General features: G+C 27.5%; 14 protein-coding genes and 9 tRNA genes. 2 read left to right on the top strand and 21 right to left on the bottom strand.

Going from position 1 to position 17,239, the window contains the following annotated elements; translation table 4 throughout:
• Window positions 1–429: 429 nt before the first annotated feature.
• Both ACE38S_RS04025 and ACE38S_RS04020 read right to left on the bottom strand, forming a co-directional pair.
• Window positions 430–678, bottom strand: coding sequence for a hypothetical protein (locus ACE38S_RS04025; protein WP_374696501.1), 249 nt, complete (start codon window positions 676–678; stop codon window positions 430–432).
• A 614-nt stretch (window positions 679–1,292) separates the two neighbouring features.
• Window positions 1,293–1,607: a hypothetical protein gene (locus tag ACE38S_RS04020; RefSeq protein ID WP_374696500.1), complete on the bottom strand. Its 315-nt coding sequence runs from the start codon at window positions 1,605–1,607 to the stop codon at window positions 1,293–1,295.
• Between the two features lie 404 nt (window positions 1,608–2,011).
• Here ACE38S_RS04020 and ACE38S_RS04015 point away from each other — a divergent pair, with 404 nt between their 5' ends.
• The gene (locus ACE38S_RS04015; RefSeq protein WP_374696499.1) at window positions 2,012–2,221 is read left to right on the top strand and encodes a hypothetical protein; all 210 of its coding nucleotides are present in this window, start codon (window positions 2,012–2,014) and stop codon (window positions 2,219–2,221) included.
• Between the two features lie 286 nt (window positions 2,222–2,507).
• On the opposite strand, the gene ACE38S_RS04010 is transcribed toward ACE38S_RS04015, so the two are convergent.
• The 11 genes from ACE38S_RS04010 to ACE38S_RS03960 all read right to left on the bottom strand — a co-directional run bounded on the left by ACE38S_RS04010 (window position 2,508) and on the right by ACE38S_RS03960 (window position 5,708).
• Window positions 2,508–2,583 (bottom strand) — tRNA-Phe (locus ACE38S_RS04010).
• Window positions 2,584–2,588: 5 nt separating this feature from the next.
• Window positions 2,589–2,664: transfer RNA gene (locus tag ACE38S_RS04005), tRNA-Asp, on the bottom strand.
• Between the two features lie 3 nt (window positions 2,665–2,667).
• Window positions 2,668–2,742 (bottom strand) — tRNA-Met (locus ACE38S_RS04000).
• A 50-nt stretch (window positions 2,743–2,792) separates the two neighbouring features.
• Window positions 2,793–2,885, bottom strand: a tRNA-Ser gene (locus tag ACE38S_RS03995).
• Between the two features lie 31 nt (window positions 2,886–2,916).
• Window positions 2,917–2,993, bottom strand: a tRNA-Ile gene (locus tag ACE38S_RS03990).
• A 1-nt stretch (window position 2,994) separates the two neighbouring features.
• Window positions 2,995–3,072: transfer RNA gene (locus tag ACE38S_RS03985), tRNA-Met, on the bottom strand.
• Window positions 3,073–3,262: 190 nt separating this feature from the next.
• A tRNA-Pro gene (locus ACE38S_RS03980) sits at window positions 3,263–3,339 on the bottom strand.
• A gap of 22 nt (window positions 3,340–3,361) precedes the next feature.
• Window positions 3,362–3,438: transfer RNA gene (locus ACE38S_RS03975), tRNA-Arg, on the bottom strand.
• 40 nt (window positions 3,439–3,478) lie between these two features.
• A tRNA-Cys gene (locus ACE38S_RS03970) sits at window positions 3,479–3,554 on the bottom strand.
• Between the two features lie 84 nt (window positions 3,555–3,638).
• Window positions 3,639–5,258, bottom strand: a complete 1,620-nt coding sequence (locus tag ACE38S_RS03965; RefSeq protein ID WP_374697131.1) for a DAK2 domain-containing protein — start codon at window positions 5,256–5,258, stop codon at window positions 3,639–3,641.
• Window positions 5,259–5,369: 111 nt separating this feature from the next.
• Entirely contained in the window at window positions 5,370–5,708 is a 339-nt protein-coding gene (locus tag ACE38S_RS03960) for an Asp23/Gls24 family envelope stress response protein (protein WP_374696498.1), read from the bottom strand.
• Window positions 5,709–6,665: 957 nt separating this feature from the next.
• Here ACE38S_RS03960 and ACE38S_RS03955 point away from each other — a divergent pair.
• Window positions 6,666–6,851 (top strand): hypothetical protein, encoded by a 186-nt coding sequence (locus tag ACE38S_RS03955; RefSeq protein ID WP_374696497.1) that lies wholly within the window; start codon window positions 6,666–6,668, stop codon window positions 6,849–6,851.
• Window positions 6,852–7,774: 923 nt separating this feature from the next.
• Here ACE38S_RS03955 and thrS read toward each other — a convergent pair.
• From thrS to ACE38S_RS03915, 8 genes are all read right to left on the bottom strand, one after another.
• A complete protein-coding gene (gene thrS / locus ACE38S_RS03950; protein ID WP_374696496.1) occupies window positions 7,775–9,667 on the bottom strand; it encodes a threonine--tRNA ligase in 1,893 nt (630 codons plus the stop codon).
• Between the two features lie 256 nt (window positions 9,668–9,923).
• Complete coding sequence (gene pyk, locus ACE38S_RS03945; protein WP_374696495.1) at window positions 9,924–11,360, bottom strand: pyruvate kinase; 1,437 nt, start codon at window positions 11,358–11,360, stop codon at window positions 9,924–9,926.
• Between the two features lie 56 nt (window positions 11,361–11,416).
• Window positions 11,417–12,397 carry a 6-phosphofructokinase gene (gene pfkA, locus ACE38S_RS03940; RefSeq protein ID WP_374696494.1) on the bottom strand — a complete coding sequence of 327 codons (981 nt, stop codon included), beginning with the start codon at window positions 12,395–12,397 and terminating at the stop codon, window positions 11,417–11,419.
• Window positions 12,398–12,570: 173 nt separating this feature from the next.
• Window positions 12,571–13,308 carry a spiralin lipoprotein gene (locus ACE38S_RS03935; protein ID WP_374696493.1) on the bottom strand — a complete coding sequence of 246 codons (738 nt, stop codon included), beginning with the start codon at window positions 13,306–13,308 and terminating at the stop codon, window positions 12,571–12,573.
• A 239-nt stretch (window positions 13,309–13,547) separates the two neighbouring features.
• Window positions 13,548–14,171, bottom strand: coding sequence for a hypothetical protein (locus tag ACE38S_RS03930; RefSeq protein WP_374696492.1), 624 nt, complete (start codon window positions 14,169–14,171; stop codon window positions 13,548–13,550).
• A gap of 30 nt (window positions 14,172–14,201) precedes the next feature.
• The gene (gene tsf, locus ACE38S_RS03925; RefSeq protein ID WP_374696491.1) at window positions 14,202–15,092 is read right to left on the bottom strand and encodes a translation elongation factor Ts; all 891 of its coding nucleotides are present in this window, start codon (window positions 15,090–15,092) and stop codon (window positions 14,202–14,204) included.
• A gap of 69 nt (window positions 15,093–15,161) precedes the next feature.
• Window positions 15,162–16,277 (bottom strand): 30S ribosomal protein S2, encoded by a 1,116-nt coding sequence (rpsB, locus tag ACE38S_RS03920; RefSeq protein WP_374696490.1) that lies wholly within the window; start codon window positions 16,275–16,277, stop codon window positions 15,162–15,164.
• A gap of 817 nt (window positions 16,278–17,094) precedes the next feature.
• Window positions 17,095–17,217 (bottom strand): hypothetical protein, encoded by a 123-nt coding sequence (locus ACE38S_RS03915; protein ID WP_374696489.1) that lies wholly within the window; start codon window positions 17,215–17,217, stop codon window positions 17,095–17,097.
• Window positions 17,218–17,239 lie beyond the last annotated feature (22 nt).

Raw genomic sequence — 17,239 nt, 5'->3', positions numbered from 1 at the left:
ATTTTAATGACAGCAATTGTTGAAACCGTCTTTGTTATTATTTTTTTGAGCAAAAGGACAGCTATCAATTGCCCAATGTCATGCTAAAGTAATTTAATAAAATAAAAAGGTAATATTTGATACTAAAAAATGCACCCATTTTAGTAAAAAATAATAAAAAGTATTTATTATTTTAATAATATCCTTTTTATTTACGATTTAAATACCCTGTATTTCATTTTATAACATCTTTTATATATTCTTCGTGTGAATTATATATTTTCTTATTTATTGTAGCTTTCTTAAGTAATGAATGAAAACTTTTTATAACAATATTATCTGCATAGTGGTAATTTTCCCTTATTGAAATTATAATACCGTTACGTTAGATAAACATTTATCGTGATAAATAGCGAATTTGTATTGATATCCGTGATCTGAGGTGAATTATTATGTCATTCAGATCTTTTTTATCAATTTTATTTTATTAATTGCATCATTTAAATTATCCATTACTAATTTATTGTCATTATATTTAGATCACTTTACATCAACTATTTCTTTAGTATATTCATCAATAATTGTTGATTGATAATATTTTTCTCTTTTTCAAATTAAATATGTTACATCAGTATATAATACTAAAAACCTTGTTTTTATATCATTGAATTTACAATTAATTAAATTAGGATATTGCAATAAAATTTTTTATTTATTTATTATGTTTATACTTCATTTTTCTTCTCATTTTTCTTACATATTCAGGTTGTGTTTGATTATTACACATAATCCTTAAAAAATTTTTTTGAATTATATTTTATATCATAATCTTTCTTAAAATATTTAGTACTTATTCGATATTAAAATTGTTTTAAATTTTCTTCATAGACTTTTACAATATCATTTATTGCTTTTTTTGCTAATGTTATAATTTTTATATTTATCTTAATAACTACTTTTTAACCTTGTTATTTCTAGTAATAATTTTATTGAATATTAATGACAATTTTGTTTAATAAAAGAGACGATTATTAGTTTGTTTAATTGTAAAAGTCATGGAGTTTTTTAATAATTAATACCTTGTTTTATAATAGTTTAAATATTTTTTCTAAATGGTTTTTTTGACCCTTTTGTGTATTTAAAATTCCTTTTTAAAAATTTCTTTATCATTAATCAAGTGTTTTTATATTTACTTTATATTTTTATGCAACATAAATAAATGATATTTGTTCAATTTCTTTTACTGTATTTTTTTGAAATTCCGCAGTATATGTTTTAAATTTTTGTCCTTTTCTTGCCATATAAAAATGCACCTATAAAAATTTTGCTAAATTTTTTATTTTACTTATTTTTTTGGGGTGCAGTCTTACAAAGTTCCTTTTTATTTCTTTTCAATCTGTAATTTTACCTGTAATTTTATCTATTTTTGGCGTTTCAGGTTCATATTTACTACATTTCAACAATAATATGATTTTAAAAAGATATCATATCCCATTAACAATATGATAAGGAACCCCACTATTATCTCAAATTGATTTATTTGAAAAATTAAATTTTATAATAAAAAAATTATCATTTTGTTTTTTTACAATTACAATATATCATTTATTATCTTTATTACGATTCAATTTGTCTAATTGAATTAACTTTCAATTACTATTTTATGATAGTTCTTGTTAATTTAACGGTTCTGTTTTATTATTCTCTCTGTTTTAGCTATTATCTGGTTTATTACAAACAATTAGAGTTGTTATGCTTGTTCCCACTAATGTAATAGCACCTAAAGATTTAAAAACATTTTTTGTTGGCTTAAAAAAGATGAACGTTGATTAAAAATAAAAAATAAAATCAAATAAATTAAAAGACAACGCCCAAAATATTAAGTTAAAGAATTAGAATTATTACAAATGGATGATAAATATTTTATGCCAAGTAAATTTCTGGTTGATAAAAAATATTATGTTTATTATTTTATCAATAAAATAATAAAAGGAACATATTTGTTATATTTATGATAAATTAAGCACCGAAAATGCTATCTATTGATGATGTTAAAAGATCAATTAGGGATTTTAAAAAAATATTTGGTATTAAAATAACACGAATTAAAACTGATAATGTTTCTGAATTTATTAATAGTCATCGGAATAATCAAAAAAGTATTTTTAAAGAAACTACTTTTACTCAATTTTTAACAGATAAAAATATTTTATATCAAACAACAATCGTTCATTCTCCGTAGTCAAACGGTAAAAATGAAAAATTTCATCAAAATTATAATAAGTTATTTGTATTTGATGAAAAAATATTGGATGCAGTTGGCTTACAAAATAAAATAAATGATTACTATTATTTTTATAATTTTAAAAGATTTATTTAAACTATTTTTTAGTGTGTCAATTTTAGAATTTTTATTTATATATTTATAATTTTTAATTATGTTTTTATATTTTAAATTATATATTTTAATATTTTTTCTTGTAATCTCAAAAATGTGTGGTAAACTACATATTTTTAACTAAATTCAATGGTGGTTCAGGACAGAATTGAACTGCCGACACTTTGAGCTTCAATCAAATGCTCTACCAACTGAGCTACTGAACCACAATTGGCGGTCTTGACGGGACTTGAACCCGCGATCTCCTCTGTGACAGAGAGGCATGATTACCACTTCACTACAAGACCATTTGGTTGCGGGGGCAGGACTTGAACCTGCGACCTTTGGGTTATGAGCCCAACGAGCTACCGCTGCTCCACCCCACAATTTTAATACTATCATAACTTAATATTTAATTGCAAGTTTTTTTGTAAAATGGCGGAAGATGAGGGATTCGAACCCTCGCGCGGCTTTCACCGCCTGTCGGTTTTCAAGACCGATCCCTTAAACCAAGCTTGGGTAATCTTCCAAAAATGTGCTAAAAACAATTAAATAATAAATGGTGGACCCTACTGGATTTGAACCAGTTACCGTCCGGTTATGAGCCGGATGCTCTAACCAACTGAGCTAAGGGTCCGTGGTAGCGAGAAAGAGACTTGAACTCTTGACCTCCCGGGTATGAACCGAGTGCTTCTAACCAACTGAGCTATCCCGCCATATCATTATGTTTAATTGCTTTATTAATGTGTAAGATTTAAAAAAATGTTAATGGTGTGGGAAAATACCCCAAAAACAGGATCGAAACCGTTTGACGACCACCCCTCTTTTTTTGTGCCGTGCAAGGCAGGTGGTGTTGTGGTGCGCTCCCAACTTGAGCTACGGGCCAAAAATAAATAGTATAAAAAATGGTCGGAAAGACAGGATTCGAACCTGCGACCCCTCGGTCCCAAACCGAGTGCTCTACCAAGCTAAGCTACTTTCCGAAAAAAATAACATTTAAATAAATGGCGCGCCCAGAAGGATTCGAACCCTCAACCTTTTGATCCGTAGTCAAATGATCTATCCAATTGATCTATGGGCACATGAAAGTAAAAATATATTTAAATGTTAAATAAATTTAAATGGAGGCACTAGTCGGATTCGAACCGACGATCAGGGAGTTGCAGTCCCATGCCTTAGCCACCTTGGCTATAGTGCCATAAAATATAAACCTCTAATATATTATCATATTCATAATTCATTTCAAAACAAATAAATAACAAACTTAAATTCATTTTATTTTTTATTCAACAGAAATTAAAAATGGATATAACGTTTGGTCACCATCAATAAATTCATATTCAACATCGAAACTTTCATCTAAATATTTTCGAATTGCATTAATATCCCGTGTTTCAGCTTCTTCACCAGTAAAAATTGTAACAATTTCGGTTGATTTAGTAATTGCGCGGTCAAACAAATATTTCATTGTTTTTGTTAAGGTTGGGTATGAACAAATAATTTTTTTGTTCATAATCCCCATGTATTCCCCTTTATTAATATTAACCCCATCAATTGAAGTTGTTTTAGAAGAAATCGTAATCGATAAACTTGTCACATTTTTAAGACTTGATTTTAATGTTGAACAAATCTTTTTAGGAGCTTCTCCTGATTCAAATGACAAAGCCGCTACCATTCCTTCTTGAACGGATGTTGTTGGTATGACATAGACATTTGATTTACGTTCAAATTTTGCGGCTTGTTGCGCAGCTAAAATCGCATTGCTATTATTTGGTAAAATAAAGACATTAATTGCATCAACTATTTCAATAGCACTTAAATAATCATCTGTTGATGGATTCATTGTTGCACCACCATTAATCGTAAATTGAATATTTAAGTCGGTTTTAAAGAAATTAGCAATCACATTTGATGGTGCAACAGCGATAATAGCATCCGGATTTTTTAATTGTCGATCAATTTTAATTGTTTTAACATGTTTTTCGGCTTGTAAATTCATATTTTCAATTTTAATATTTTTAAATTCACCGTGTTGTTGTAAAAAAGTTAAAATATGACCGGGCAGTAAAGTGTGAACATGAACTTTTAAAATTTCATTATCAACAACGGCGACAATTGATTTTCCACCTTGGTCCTCTAATGTTTGACGAACTTGCGTAACATTAATTTTATTAATATACTTACTATCGATCGTCACAATTGCTTCAGTACAATAACCGAATTCTTCATTTTGCAAATCTACCACAACATTTTCACCAACATTTTCGACTTGTTTTTTTTGTTGTGGCACAATTTTTCCTGTTTTTCAATATTCTGTAATTCCTTCGAAAATTTTTACTAAACCAAAACCACCGGAATCAACAACCCCAACTTCTTTTAAAATGGGTAATAACTCTGGTGTATGATTTAATGACTCTGTTGCAAAATCAACAATTTTTTGAAATAATTTTGGCACAGAAATTTCCTGATCTAATGTTGAAACATGCTCTGCTGTTTCACGAATTACTGTTAAAATTGTTCCTTCAACCGGTTTCATTACCGCTTTATATGCAACTTCATTCGCTTGGAAAATTCCCGCTTTAACCGAATCAAAATTTAATTCATCAAATTTTTTTAAACCATTCGCAAAACCACGAAAAATCTGCGATAAAATAACCCCCGAATTACCACGCGCACCCATAATTAAGCCGCGCGCAAAAACATCAGCAATTTTACTAATTGATTCCGAATTTATTTCATTGATTTCCTTGACAGCATTAGTCATTGTTAAATTCATATTTGTTCCTGTATCACCATCAGGAACTGGAAAAACATTTAATTTATCAATTTCTGGATAAAAATTATATAAATTATTATAACCGCTGACCAGTGAATTTTTAAAAGATTTTGCATTAAATTCCATTTTTATCAACCTTACATTTTTCATCAATTACTTTCCTTTTTTTAACTATCATAAGTGATATAATTGTAAATCTTGCATCAATTATAAATATATTGTTTTTAATAAATTTTCCTAAATTAATAAATCTTGAATATTTACATTAACATAAATCATAATGTCATTTGAGTAAATATCTAATTTTTCTAACTCATATTTAATCCTAATTTGTATTTCTTGCGCAATATCCTTAATATTTACTCCTTCAAGCAAAATTATAAAGATATCGATATAAAAATTACGATTATCTTGTCTAAATTTAATTGACTGTGAGTAATCTTTAAGTAACATTATCACATTTTCTTCATTATTTTCATTATCATCAATTTTTGCGAACCCAGCTACCCCAGGTACTGTAATAACTGCCGCATGAACCAAATCTGCAATTTTATCTATATTAATTTTCTCAATCATAAAAATCACCACTAAACTAAATTAACATTATTAATTATAACTAGAAAATATAATAAAGCAATAATTCATATTAATAATTTTAATATATTTTCCTAATTAAATTGTTAACTTTTCGTTATATTTCTCTTTATATTATTTAAAAAAATCTTCAATATTCGTTAATATATGACTAAGCTTAACAAGCTTCTCTAATATTTTCTCTTCGACTAATATTAATTCTTAATATTTTAAAACAAAATCTTTTATATTAATTTCTTTCTTTTCTGATTCATCTTTAATTTTAATACATTCATTAATATCTTTTCAGTAAAAACATGTTGTACTCGTAAGAAGCGATTGTATTAGCAATAATTGGGTAATATTATGGTTTAACGATTCTTAATTTCTTTTTCCTCCAATTATATTATTAAATGATAAAGTTTGTGTAAAATAATAATGATTATTCCCTTGTTAACTTGTTTTTCTTACTGTCATTTCAATCATAATATCTTTCTCTAATATCTTCCTCCTGTGTGTAAGTTTACTATAAATTAAAAATAATTACTATCCTTTATATTTTTATAATTAAAGTATGTTTTACTAAATATAGGATTTATTTCAAACAGTTGCTTTAATAATATCGCTTTATTTTGAGAAAAACTATAAAAACAGAAAAAATATTGTTTCTTAGCAAAATAGGATACTATTTATTTAGTGTATGACTATTTTTTAATTAGTAAATAACTTTATTTTATTAAAAAATAAAAGGAATAAAAAATATGAAAAAACATAATTTTTAATTAATTTATATAATATTGATAATGAATTTAAAAAATTATTAAAAGACTTTGATAAATTAGAAAACAAATATATCAAAATAATGAAAAAAGATAAAAAATTAACTGAAACAATAAATTTATAAGAATTATCAGACAATAAAAATATTGCTCAGCAATTACAATTAAATTATATGTTGAAGTGATATTATCACATTTTCAACATAAAAATAAGGAAATTATTCCAAATTGACAAGAAATTATTACAACACCGCAAGGAACATACCAAAATTTAGAAATTAAGTTTAATAATTTTGAAATAAATACTGATCAAGCAGACGTTGATCTAAAGAAAAATACCAATGATATCTTCCTAAAGCAAAGATAAATCCAATTTCAAAATACCGCGTGCAAAATTTCATCCGCAAGAATTATCAAATTTAGAACCACAAGCATAACCAAGTCAAATTACGACTCAAAAATTACGGTAGTATTCACTATTTTTAGATTTTGTATAAAATTAAGTAATTAGAAACAAATTAAATTTCGCTTATATATTAAATGATAACAAAATTTATAAAAAAGTTGAATTTTTTATAAATATAATTTTTAGTTAAAAAATATTTTCTAAAATTATGAATTTTGACAAACTAAAAATACTTTTAAAAATTACATTAATTAATTTTTTAAAGTATTTGATTAAAGAAATAAATACTGGTTTTGAAAATGATTTAAATTTTGAAATTGATTTAAATTAAAAATATTAAATTCAATTTTTTCTTCATTAGTTTTATTAACTTTTTTCATCAATTCTATCATTAAGTCTTAACATTTAATAATATAATTATTTTTTAAATGTTTTTTTACAGTATATTTTTACCAACGCCTCTTAATGGTCTTAATATAATGTGAAGTATCTCCTTCCATATGACAACCAATATTATATTATAATGCTTGGTTTTTAACAGCCGCTTCATTATTTTCAATTAATTTAATAGTTTGTAATAAAAATTTCTTTTTATTTGCCTAATTGTAAAGTTAAGTGCAACTAAATTATCTTTCACCAATCGAATATTTGGTTAGAAAAATAATTTAGTTGCACTTAACTTTACAATTAGGCATAAAAATAAAAAAAACAATCTCACAAGAATTGTTTTTTGCCGGTTCATCGTACAGGACGCCTTTTTAATTAAAACTTATTTAAATTATATAATATTTTATGTTATTATTAAGTTAATAGATTTATTGCACTTGTATTTACAGTTTACAATACAAAAAATTACATTCCATTTTTTTGTAAAAAATATTTTTTTATGTTTTATTCACAATTTGATCATTAATTAAAATAATAAATTGATCAAAACTAGTTGTAATTTGTTCTTCTTGACCATAAACTCGGTAAGTAATCATTTTTTTATCATTTTCTTGATCACCAATGACAATTTGATATGGTATTTTGGCAATTTGTGATTCGCGAATTTTATAACTTAAACGCTCATCACGGTCATCAATCATTGTTCGTAGTTTTAACTTCTTAAATTGTTGTTGTAATTCATTAACATAAGCTAAATGACGTTCATTATTAACTGGCATTAAAACAATTTGTTTTGGGGCTAATCAAAACGGTAAAACACCTTTTGTTTGCTCTAATAAAATAGCAATAAACCGTTCATAAGTTCCAATTAATCCACGGTGAAGCATCACCGGTCTTGTTCTGACCCCTGTTGCATCAATATAACTTAAATTAAATTTTTTTGGTAAGATAAAATCAAATTGTAATGTTGATACCGTAATTTCATGGTTTAATACTGTTTTAATTTGAATATCCAACTTTGGACCATAGAAAGCAGCTTCCCCAATCATTGATACATATTTAATTTTTAAATCATCTAACACTTCTTTTAATATTTGTTCAGCATGATTTCACATTTCATCATCAGCATCATCATATTTTTCTTTATTTGCCGGATCACGAATTGATAATGAATAGTAATCCACCGTAATTTTTAAATCAGTTAAAACTTCATTAATTAACTTAAAACAACGTTTAAATTCTTCTTTTAACTGATCATAGCGTAAAAAGATATGTGAATCAGTTAATTGCATCATTCGTACTCGCTCTAAACCAGTTAAACTACCCGATGTTTCATAACGATGTAAAATTGCATGCTCAGAAATCCGCAAAGGTAATTCACGATAACTTCGTTGTTTATAATTGTAAACAGCAATATGATGTGGACAAGCCATCGGGCGTAAAACACTAATTTCATTATCTTGGGCCATTGGGGCAAACATATTTTCTTGATAATGATTTCAATGCCCTGAAATTTTATACATTTCACTAGTTCCAATTACAGGCGTATCAACTTCAATAAAATCATATTCTCATTCTTTATTGCGAATATATTCTTGCAAGACTTTTTTTAATGCCATTCCGTTTGGTAATCAAATTGGTAACCCTAGCCCAACAAGTTTATTAAAGGTAAAGATTTCTAAATCTTTACCAATTTTACGATGATCACGGTCTTTGCGTTCTTCATAAGCTAATAATACTTGTTCAAATAATTCTTGTGAAAAATGAGAACTACCAGTTAATCGTTGCAACATTTTATTTTTAGCATCGTTTTGTCAGTATGCGCCAGCTAAACTTCACAATTTTAAGACTTTAATTTGTTTTAAAGGGGCAACTGGATAATTATTTGGCAAATATAAGGTATTGTCAAGGCAATATCCCGCTTGTTTGGAGCTATTATCCTTATATCATTTTTTTACTACTATCGCTAAGGACCCTAAAACAGGCGTAATAGCAATATTACTATTAATTAATTTTATAATTTCTTGTTCGACAATGGCAAGGTCGGTTTCTTTCAAATGTGGATTAACATCAAAATCCACAAAAAAGGTATCATCTTGCACCGTAATTTTAGCAATTTTAGCGGATGGATATAAATTAGTAATTGCTTTCGCCGCGACTAAAGCTGTTGTATAATTAATGATTGATAAGGCTAATGGTGATTTGTTAGTAATAATTTCTAATGTCCCGTCTGTTGTGACTAAATAATTTAACCCTTGCACTTGTCCGGCAAAAACACCACCAAGGGCAGCTTTTCCTAAGCTTGGGGCAATGCTAGTTGCAATCGCTTTAATTGTTTGTGCAGTTTTAAATTCGCGAACTTGACAATCAGATAATGTAATTTTAATCATTTGTGATTTCCCTTTCTTAAAAGTAAAAACTCGTTCCCAATATTATCAAAATAATAATAGGAGCGAGTTCTACGTGGTACCACCCTAATTAAATTAGGTTTTAACCTAATTTATCTTTTATCACGCTTAATAACGAAAAAATACTTAAACGTAAAATTAGTTGTTACTAGTAATTTAATCGCTCTTTTATTAAGATTCCATAATTCTTAACTTGCTGCGAAAAAAGAAGAGATCAAACTTTAGATAACTAGTTTAATTATTTAATTGTAATTTCTTTAATTTCTTCGTTACGAGCAAATAAGATTGTTGAACCAATTTTTGCTTTTCATTTTTTAGCAATTTTACAAATTGCTTTTTCGTCAATTTTAAATTCCTCATAATTTTCAACTTTATTCATAAAAATTGAATGTCATGATCCAAATGCTGTATATAATTCTAGCAACGGACTAACTCCTAAAATAACTACATTTGGTCGGAATTTTGAAATTATTTTTAATAATTCCCCGGTGTTTGAAACAACCACGGCATATTCATATTTCCCATCTTTACATTTATTTGCTAATTTTTTGGCAATATCAGCACGGGGTCCTATTGTTGAATTAATAGCATCTTCTAATTGTTTTTCGTAGTATAATTTTGAATAAAATTCATGTTCAGCTCGTTTATTAATCATCGCCATCGTTTGCGTTGTAATAAACGGATAATCTCCATTTGCTGATTCTCCTGATAACATTGTTGCATCAGAACCTAATTCTGTTGCAAAGTAAACATCAATTACTTCTGCTCTTGTTGGTGATGGATTTTCAGTCATTGTTTCTAACATTTGCGTTGCGATAATAACAATTTTCCCTGCTTCACGACATTTACGAATAATAATTTTTTCTCAATATGGTACATCATAATATGGGATTTCTAATCCTAAATCACCACGCGCAACCATAATTCCATCTGATGCGGCAATAATTTCATCAATATTATTAATTCCAATTTGTGATTCAATTTTAGCAATAATTTGGACATGTTCCGCTTTACATTCTTTTAATAATTTGCGAATTTGTTTAATATTATCCGCGGTGTTAACAAATGATGCAGCAATATAATCAATCCTTTGTTCAACTCCAAATTTAATATCCTCAATATCTTTTTTCGATAAAAATGGTAATGTAAAATCAACTCCTGGTAAATTAATACGTTTATTTGTTTTAACAATGTGACGGTTAAAAGCTTTTGTTTCAATAATGCCAGGTTTAATTACCGTAACATTTAATTGTAACTTACCATCATCAACTAGCACAACATCGCCCGCTTTTAAATCTTGTGATATATCATATGAAACAGTCATTTCCGTTCCTGTTCCTTCGCGATTTTTATATTCTGCTGGTAATGAATAAATTGTAACTGTTGTCCCGGCGATAATTTTTTGTTTCCCATCTTTCATTTTACCAACACGAATTTCTGGTCCCTTAGTATCTAATAAAACTGAAATTGGTTTTCCAATTTTAGCACTAACTTCGCGTGCTCATACAATTCGCACTCCTTGCTCGGCGTGATTTCCGTGTGAAAAATTTAATCGAATTGTTGTCATTCCCGCTTTAAACAACTCTTCAATAGCCTTTACTGAATGCGTACTTGGCCCAATAGTTGTAATAATTTTCGTTCTCTTCATTTTATCATTAATATTAAAGTTATTCATTTTTTTGACAATCTCCTTTTAAAAATATCTTACCTCCTTATTTTATCGCAAAATTATTATTTTTGATAAATATTCTGATTTAATTCATCAAATTTAGCTCAAATTTCTTTTCGCGATGTCCTTGGAATACTTAACGCTTCAATAATTGGTCACGCCACAATTTTATCACCTCGGTTACCAATTGCTAAACCACCATTCCCAGCAATAATTTGTTCAACAGCAAATTGGGCCATTTGAAAAGCACGATAACGTTCCATCGCTGTTGGGCTGCCACCGCGTTGGGTGTGCCCTAAGACTGACGCACGTGTTACATAACCACTTTTACTTTCGACTAATTTTGCTAATTTGTCGACATCATGATAAATCATTTCGCTAACAATAATAATTACACTTCGTTTTTGAGTTTTATGTAAAGCTGCCGCGCGATCCGCAATTTCTGCTTCCGATAAAGCAGCTTCATTAATTGAAATAATATCTGCCCCCCCAGCAATCCCCGCATATAAAGCAATATCACCACAAGCATGACCCATAACTTCGACAATTGCACAACGGTTATGTGACTGCATTGTATCACGTAAACGATCGATGGCTTCTAAAACAATGTTAATGGTCGTATCAAAACCAATTGTATAATCTGATGAAGTAATATCATTATCAATTGTTCCTGGTAAAGCAACACAATTAATTCCCATTTCAGTTAACCGTTGAGCTCCTTGATAACTACCATTCCCACCAATAACAATTAATAATTCAATTCCTTGCTTTTTCAAATTAGCAACTGCTTTTTCACGAACCTTTGGTTCTTTAAATTCAGGTAAACGCGCGCTCCCAATCACTGTCCCGCCTAAACGCATAATACTATCCGCGAAGTTATTATCAACAACTTCCATTCAATTATTAATCAAACCTAAATAACCATCACGAATAATATATGTCTCTAATCCTTTAGCGTGCGCTGTTTTAATAACGCCAGCAATCGCTGCATTCATTCCTTGTGAATCACCGCCAGATGTTAAAATTCCAATTTTTTTAAGCATGCTTTTTCTCCTTCCATTTCGCTTTGTTTCAACTTGTTTATATTAATTTTAGTTGATATTATAAGATTGTAAAGATTTAATTTAAAAAATAAAAAAACACTAATTAGTGTTTTTTTATTTTTTAAATTAAATCTTTCACAAATAAGAAATAATAATCTTTAACTATTTTTTTATTACTCAGATTCAGTTGTTACTTTTACTTTAAAGGTAAATTTACCAACAATTTTTGTTGAATTTTCTTTTGCTCTAACAGTTACATAAATGTTTTTTGTTGCTACATCGTTGCCTTCAACACCATCATTAGTAATTGTATATTCGTCATCAGTTACACCGGCAACTTTTTTTTGCAATGCATTTAAAACTGCTTTTGAAAGTTTATTATCAGTATTAATTGCTTCTAATTCTGTTTTTGTAACATTGTCATGTTTTTTAACTTTAATTTTTACTTCTTGATCATCGACCGTTACATCTTTAATATCTGTTTTTGTTACTGTTACTGTACCAGTTTTTGGTAAAGTTACTTTAATGTATCCTGATTTACCAATTACAACTGTTTTATATTTATCTGAAGTAATTTGAATAAAAACAGGCTGTTCTGTGGTTTTTAAGTTAACTGGTTCATATTTTGTACCTTTGTTATCTTTGTAAACATCAAAATAAAAATCAGTACTTGTTGCAGTTTTAACAACACCTTGAACAGCTTTTAAAACATTATCCTTTAATGCTGATTTAACTTCTTCAACTGTAACTTTCTCTTCGTTTGATGCTGCTATATATGCAGGTGCTACAAGTGTTTTAACTCTTGATAAGTTATTATTACTGTCAGTTGTTTTATTATTACATGCTACTAAAGGTGTTGTCACAACTGCTGATACCCCCAAAGTCCCTAATAATGCTAAAAGTTTCTTCATTTCTTATATTTCCTTTCTGATAAGTAGTGTTTTGATAAAGCAAATGTAATTAAAAATTATATTAAATAAATATATAAGAGAAAAATAATATTAATAATTATTTGCTTATAATCCTACTTTTATATAATTTATATTTTGAAATTTTTTTCTCTCTTATAATAACAAGTGTACAATATTTTTTTCCAAAAAACAATAAATATTTTTCAAAAAAAAAAAAAAGATTTTCCAAACGAAATTTCTTAATCTTTTTTTTCTGGTGCAGTTTTTTCAACTGCTTTTGGTGATGTTTGGTCAACGGTTTCTAATGTTAGATCCGGTTGATTTGAAACAAACATCATGATTTCTTGATTTAATAAATTAACATTATTAATCATAAATTGCCCTGCTTGATTTGCTAATGAAAAACGAGTTTTTTTCTTACTACGGCTTCCTTCGGTATAGTAAATTACTAATTGATTTGTTTTATCATTGCGTTCAACACGAGTAATTTTACGAATTAAAATTCTTTCTCCTAAAAAGGTAATTTCTTTTTCATCAATTCCAATTGCAATTAATTGTAAGAATAAGAAAATATAAATTCCAACTCCAACAGTTAAAACAAAAGCAAGCACAATCATGATAATTAACAGTACATCTGATGATACCTTAATTCAAAATTGTAAAACAAAACCAATAATAACAACTGGTAAATTACCCCCTAAAATAGAAAATAAAATAATTAAAATCTTTTTATTAATAAAACGGACTTTAAATTCTCGTTTTGTAAAGCTAATTAAATAACCAATAATTGATAAACCAACAGCAGCAAATAAAAAGGTTGCCATTGAAAGGGCAATTATTGTCCCTCTTTTAGTATCATCCATTATTACGTTTCCTTTCCATCATTATCATTATTACTTGTGAACCTGGGCCATTACTTCAGAAGCAAAATCAATTTTTGCTTTTTCAATCCCTTCGCCAACTTCATATCGGATCATTTCAACAACAGTAGTATTATTTTTTTTGATAACATCCCCAATTTTTTGATCAGGATTAACAACAAAAATTTGGTCTAAAAACGATATTTCAGTTAATTGTTTGTTTAAACGTCCTTCTACCATTTTTGCTAAAATATTATCTGGTTTCCCCGCGTTTTTGGGATCATTTTTTGCCTTATTGGTTAAAATTGCTTTTTCACTATTTAAAAAATCCGCAGAAATATCATCGCGAGAAATAAATTGTGGTCTCATTGCTGAAACATGCATTGCCAATTGTTTACCAATTGTTTCATCAATTTTACCATTAAAAATTAACACCGTTGCAATGCGATTATTTGAATGTAAATAAACGCCCATTGATTGATTGGCGTTTAAATACAATGTTTTAAATCGGCGAAGCGTAATCTTTTCACCAATTGTGGCAATAGTATGCACAATAATTGTTTCTAATGGTTCGCCATTAACAATTATTTTTGATGCTTCTTCAACCGTTTTTGGTTCATGAGTAATTAGTGCTTCCCCTACGGTAGCCATTAAATCTAAAAATTGTTTATTTTTGGTAATAAAATCAGTTTCTGAATTAACTTCAAAAATAACTGTTTTATCTCCTTTGATTATTAAACCAACTAATCCCTCGGCAGCAATCCGATCATATTTTTTAGCTGCTTTGGTAATTCCTTTTTCACGTAACCATGTAATAGCTTCTTTGATATTACCTTCAGTAGTTTCTAATGCTTTTTTACAATCTAGCATTCCTGCTCCTGTTCTATCTCTCAATTCTTTTACTAATTGTGTAGTAATTGTCATATTGATTCTCCTTTCAAATTTAAGGGTTCGTATATTTAAACTAACCAGTTAATTAATTTGCTTTGTCGGTTATTTTTTTACAATCTTATTATCAATAATTGCTAAATGTTTACTTAATTCACTAATCATTTCTCCTTTTTTGGCCTTTGGTAAAGCAAAAATTTTACCAAAGGCTTCTAACTCATCAACTTTTAATTTTGCTAAAGTCTTTTCTAAATCATTATCCACAACATTAATTGTTTCTAAATTAAAACTTGGTGTTGTTATTGGGGCAACTTGAGCCACTTTTGGGCCTGAAGCTTCTGTGACAATAGTTTCTTTTTTAGATGGATAACCTTGGCGATGTGTATAACTATATTGTTGGTATTTTCCGTGTTCATATTTTTCACCCATTCTGCGATTATCATATTGACCATCACGGGCACGGGGGGCATGACGATTTTCTTCGATAATATCACTACGTGTAAATTCGTTTGTTTTAAATTGCGGTTCTGGCATTTTAATTTCCATAGCATCACCATATAAGTCAGCAATATGATGGGTAATAAGTGCAATTGAACGAGAATTATCATCATTTGCGGGAATGATATAGTCAATTGGATCGGGGTCCGCATTTGTATTACAAATCGCAATAACTGGGATTCGTAATTTACGGGCTTCACGAACAGCAATATGTTCCTTTTTTGGATCAACCACAAACAATGCTTGTGGTAATTCTTTCATTCCTTTAATTCCACCCAATAATTTTTCTAATTTTTCTTTTTCTTTTTTAATTAACATTTGCTCTTTTTTTGGTAATAATTTTAATTCACTATTTTTTTCTTGACGTTCAATATTTCATAAACGTTTAACACGTAAATGAATTGTTTTTAAGTTGGTTAGGGTTCCCCCTAACCAACGTTGATTAACATAAAAACATTTAGAACGTTCTGCTGCATCTTTAACAATTCATTTTGCTTGTTTTTTTGTTACAACAAATAAAATTTTTCCTTTACGAGCAGCAATATTTACCATTAATTTTTTAATATCTTCTAATCTTCATAATGTTTGTTGTAAATCAATAATATGAATCTTATTTTTTTCTCCATAAATATATGGTTTCATTTTGGGATTTCATCTTTTTGTTTGATGTCCAAATTGAGCACCAGCTTCTCATAACATTTCTCTTGTTAATTCTTTTGCCATTTTTTTATTTAATTCTCCTTTTCGTTAAACATCTACTTATTTCTAACATTTACCACTATTTTATTAAAATAAATAGCACTGGGCAAATTAATCTATAAATGTGTATTGTATACCATTAATTTTATTGAATACAAGTATCAAAATTATAACATACTTTGTTTTAAACAAGAAAATAAAAATGTTATTTATCGTTGATAAATAACATTTTTGGATGTTTAATTTGTAATTTCTGTTTATTTTTCAAAATTATTGTTTAAATTTAAAAGTGTTTGTTTTTCAAGGATTAATAATTTTTAATAATGTAAATTATAAATCAAATGCAATAATTTATTAAATTTTATTATAACACAAAAAATAAGTATTTAATATAATTTTATTTTTAAAATTATTATATTTTATTTGAAAATCCACATAAATATTGTTTAAATTATTGTAAGCTATCCATATTTCATTTAATAACATCTTGTATATATTCTTAATGTGAATTATATATTTTCTTATTTATTGTAGCTTTTTTAAGTAATGAATTAAAAATTTCTATAACAATATTATCTGAATAGTGATATTTTTTCCTTATTGAAATTATAATACCGTTAGATAAACATTTATCGTGATAAATAGCGAATTTATATTGATATCCGTGATCTGAGTTAATTATTATGCCATTCAGATCTTTTTTTTATTAATTTTATTTTTTAATTGCATCATTTAAATTATCCATTACTAATTTATTGTCATTATATTTAGATCACTTTACATCAACTATTTCTTTAGTATATCAATCAATAATTATTGATTGATAATATCTTTCTCCTTTTTAAATTAAATATGCTACATCAGCATATAGCATTGAAAACCTTGTTTTTATATCATTGAATTTACAATTAATTAAATCAGGATATTGCAATAAACTTTTTTCTTTATTCTGTTCATACTTCATTTTTCTTCTCATTTTTCTTACA

Source organism: Spiroplasma endosymbiont of Polydrusus formosus (assembly GCF_964263245.1).
In the GTDB taxonomy this organism is placed as follows: Bacteria; Bacillota_I; Bacilli_A; order Mycoplasmatales; family Mycoplasmataceae; genus Spiroplasma.
This window is presented reverse-complemented; position numbering and strand designations above follow the sequence as displayed.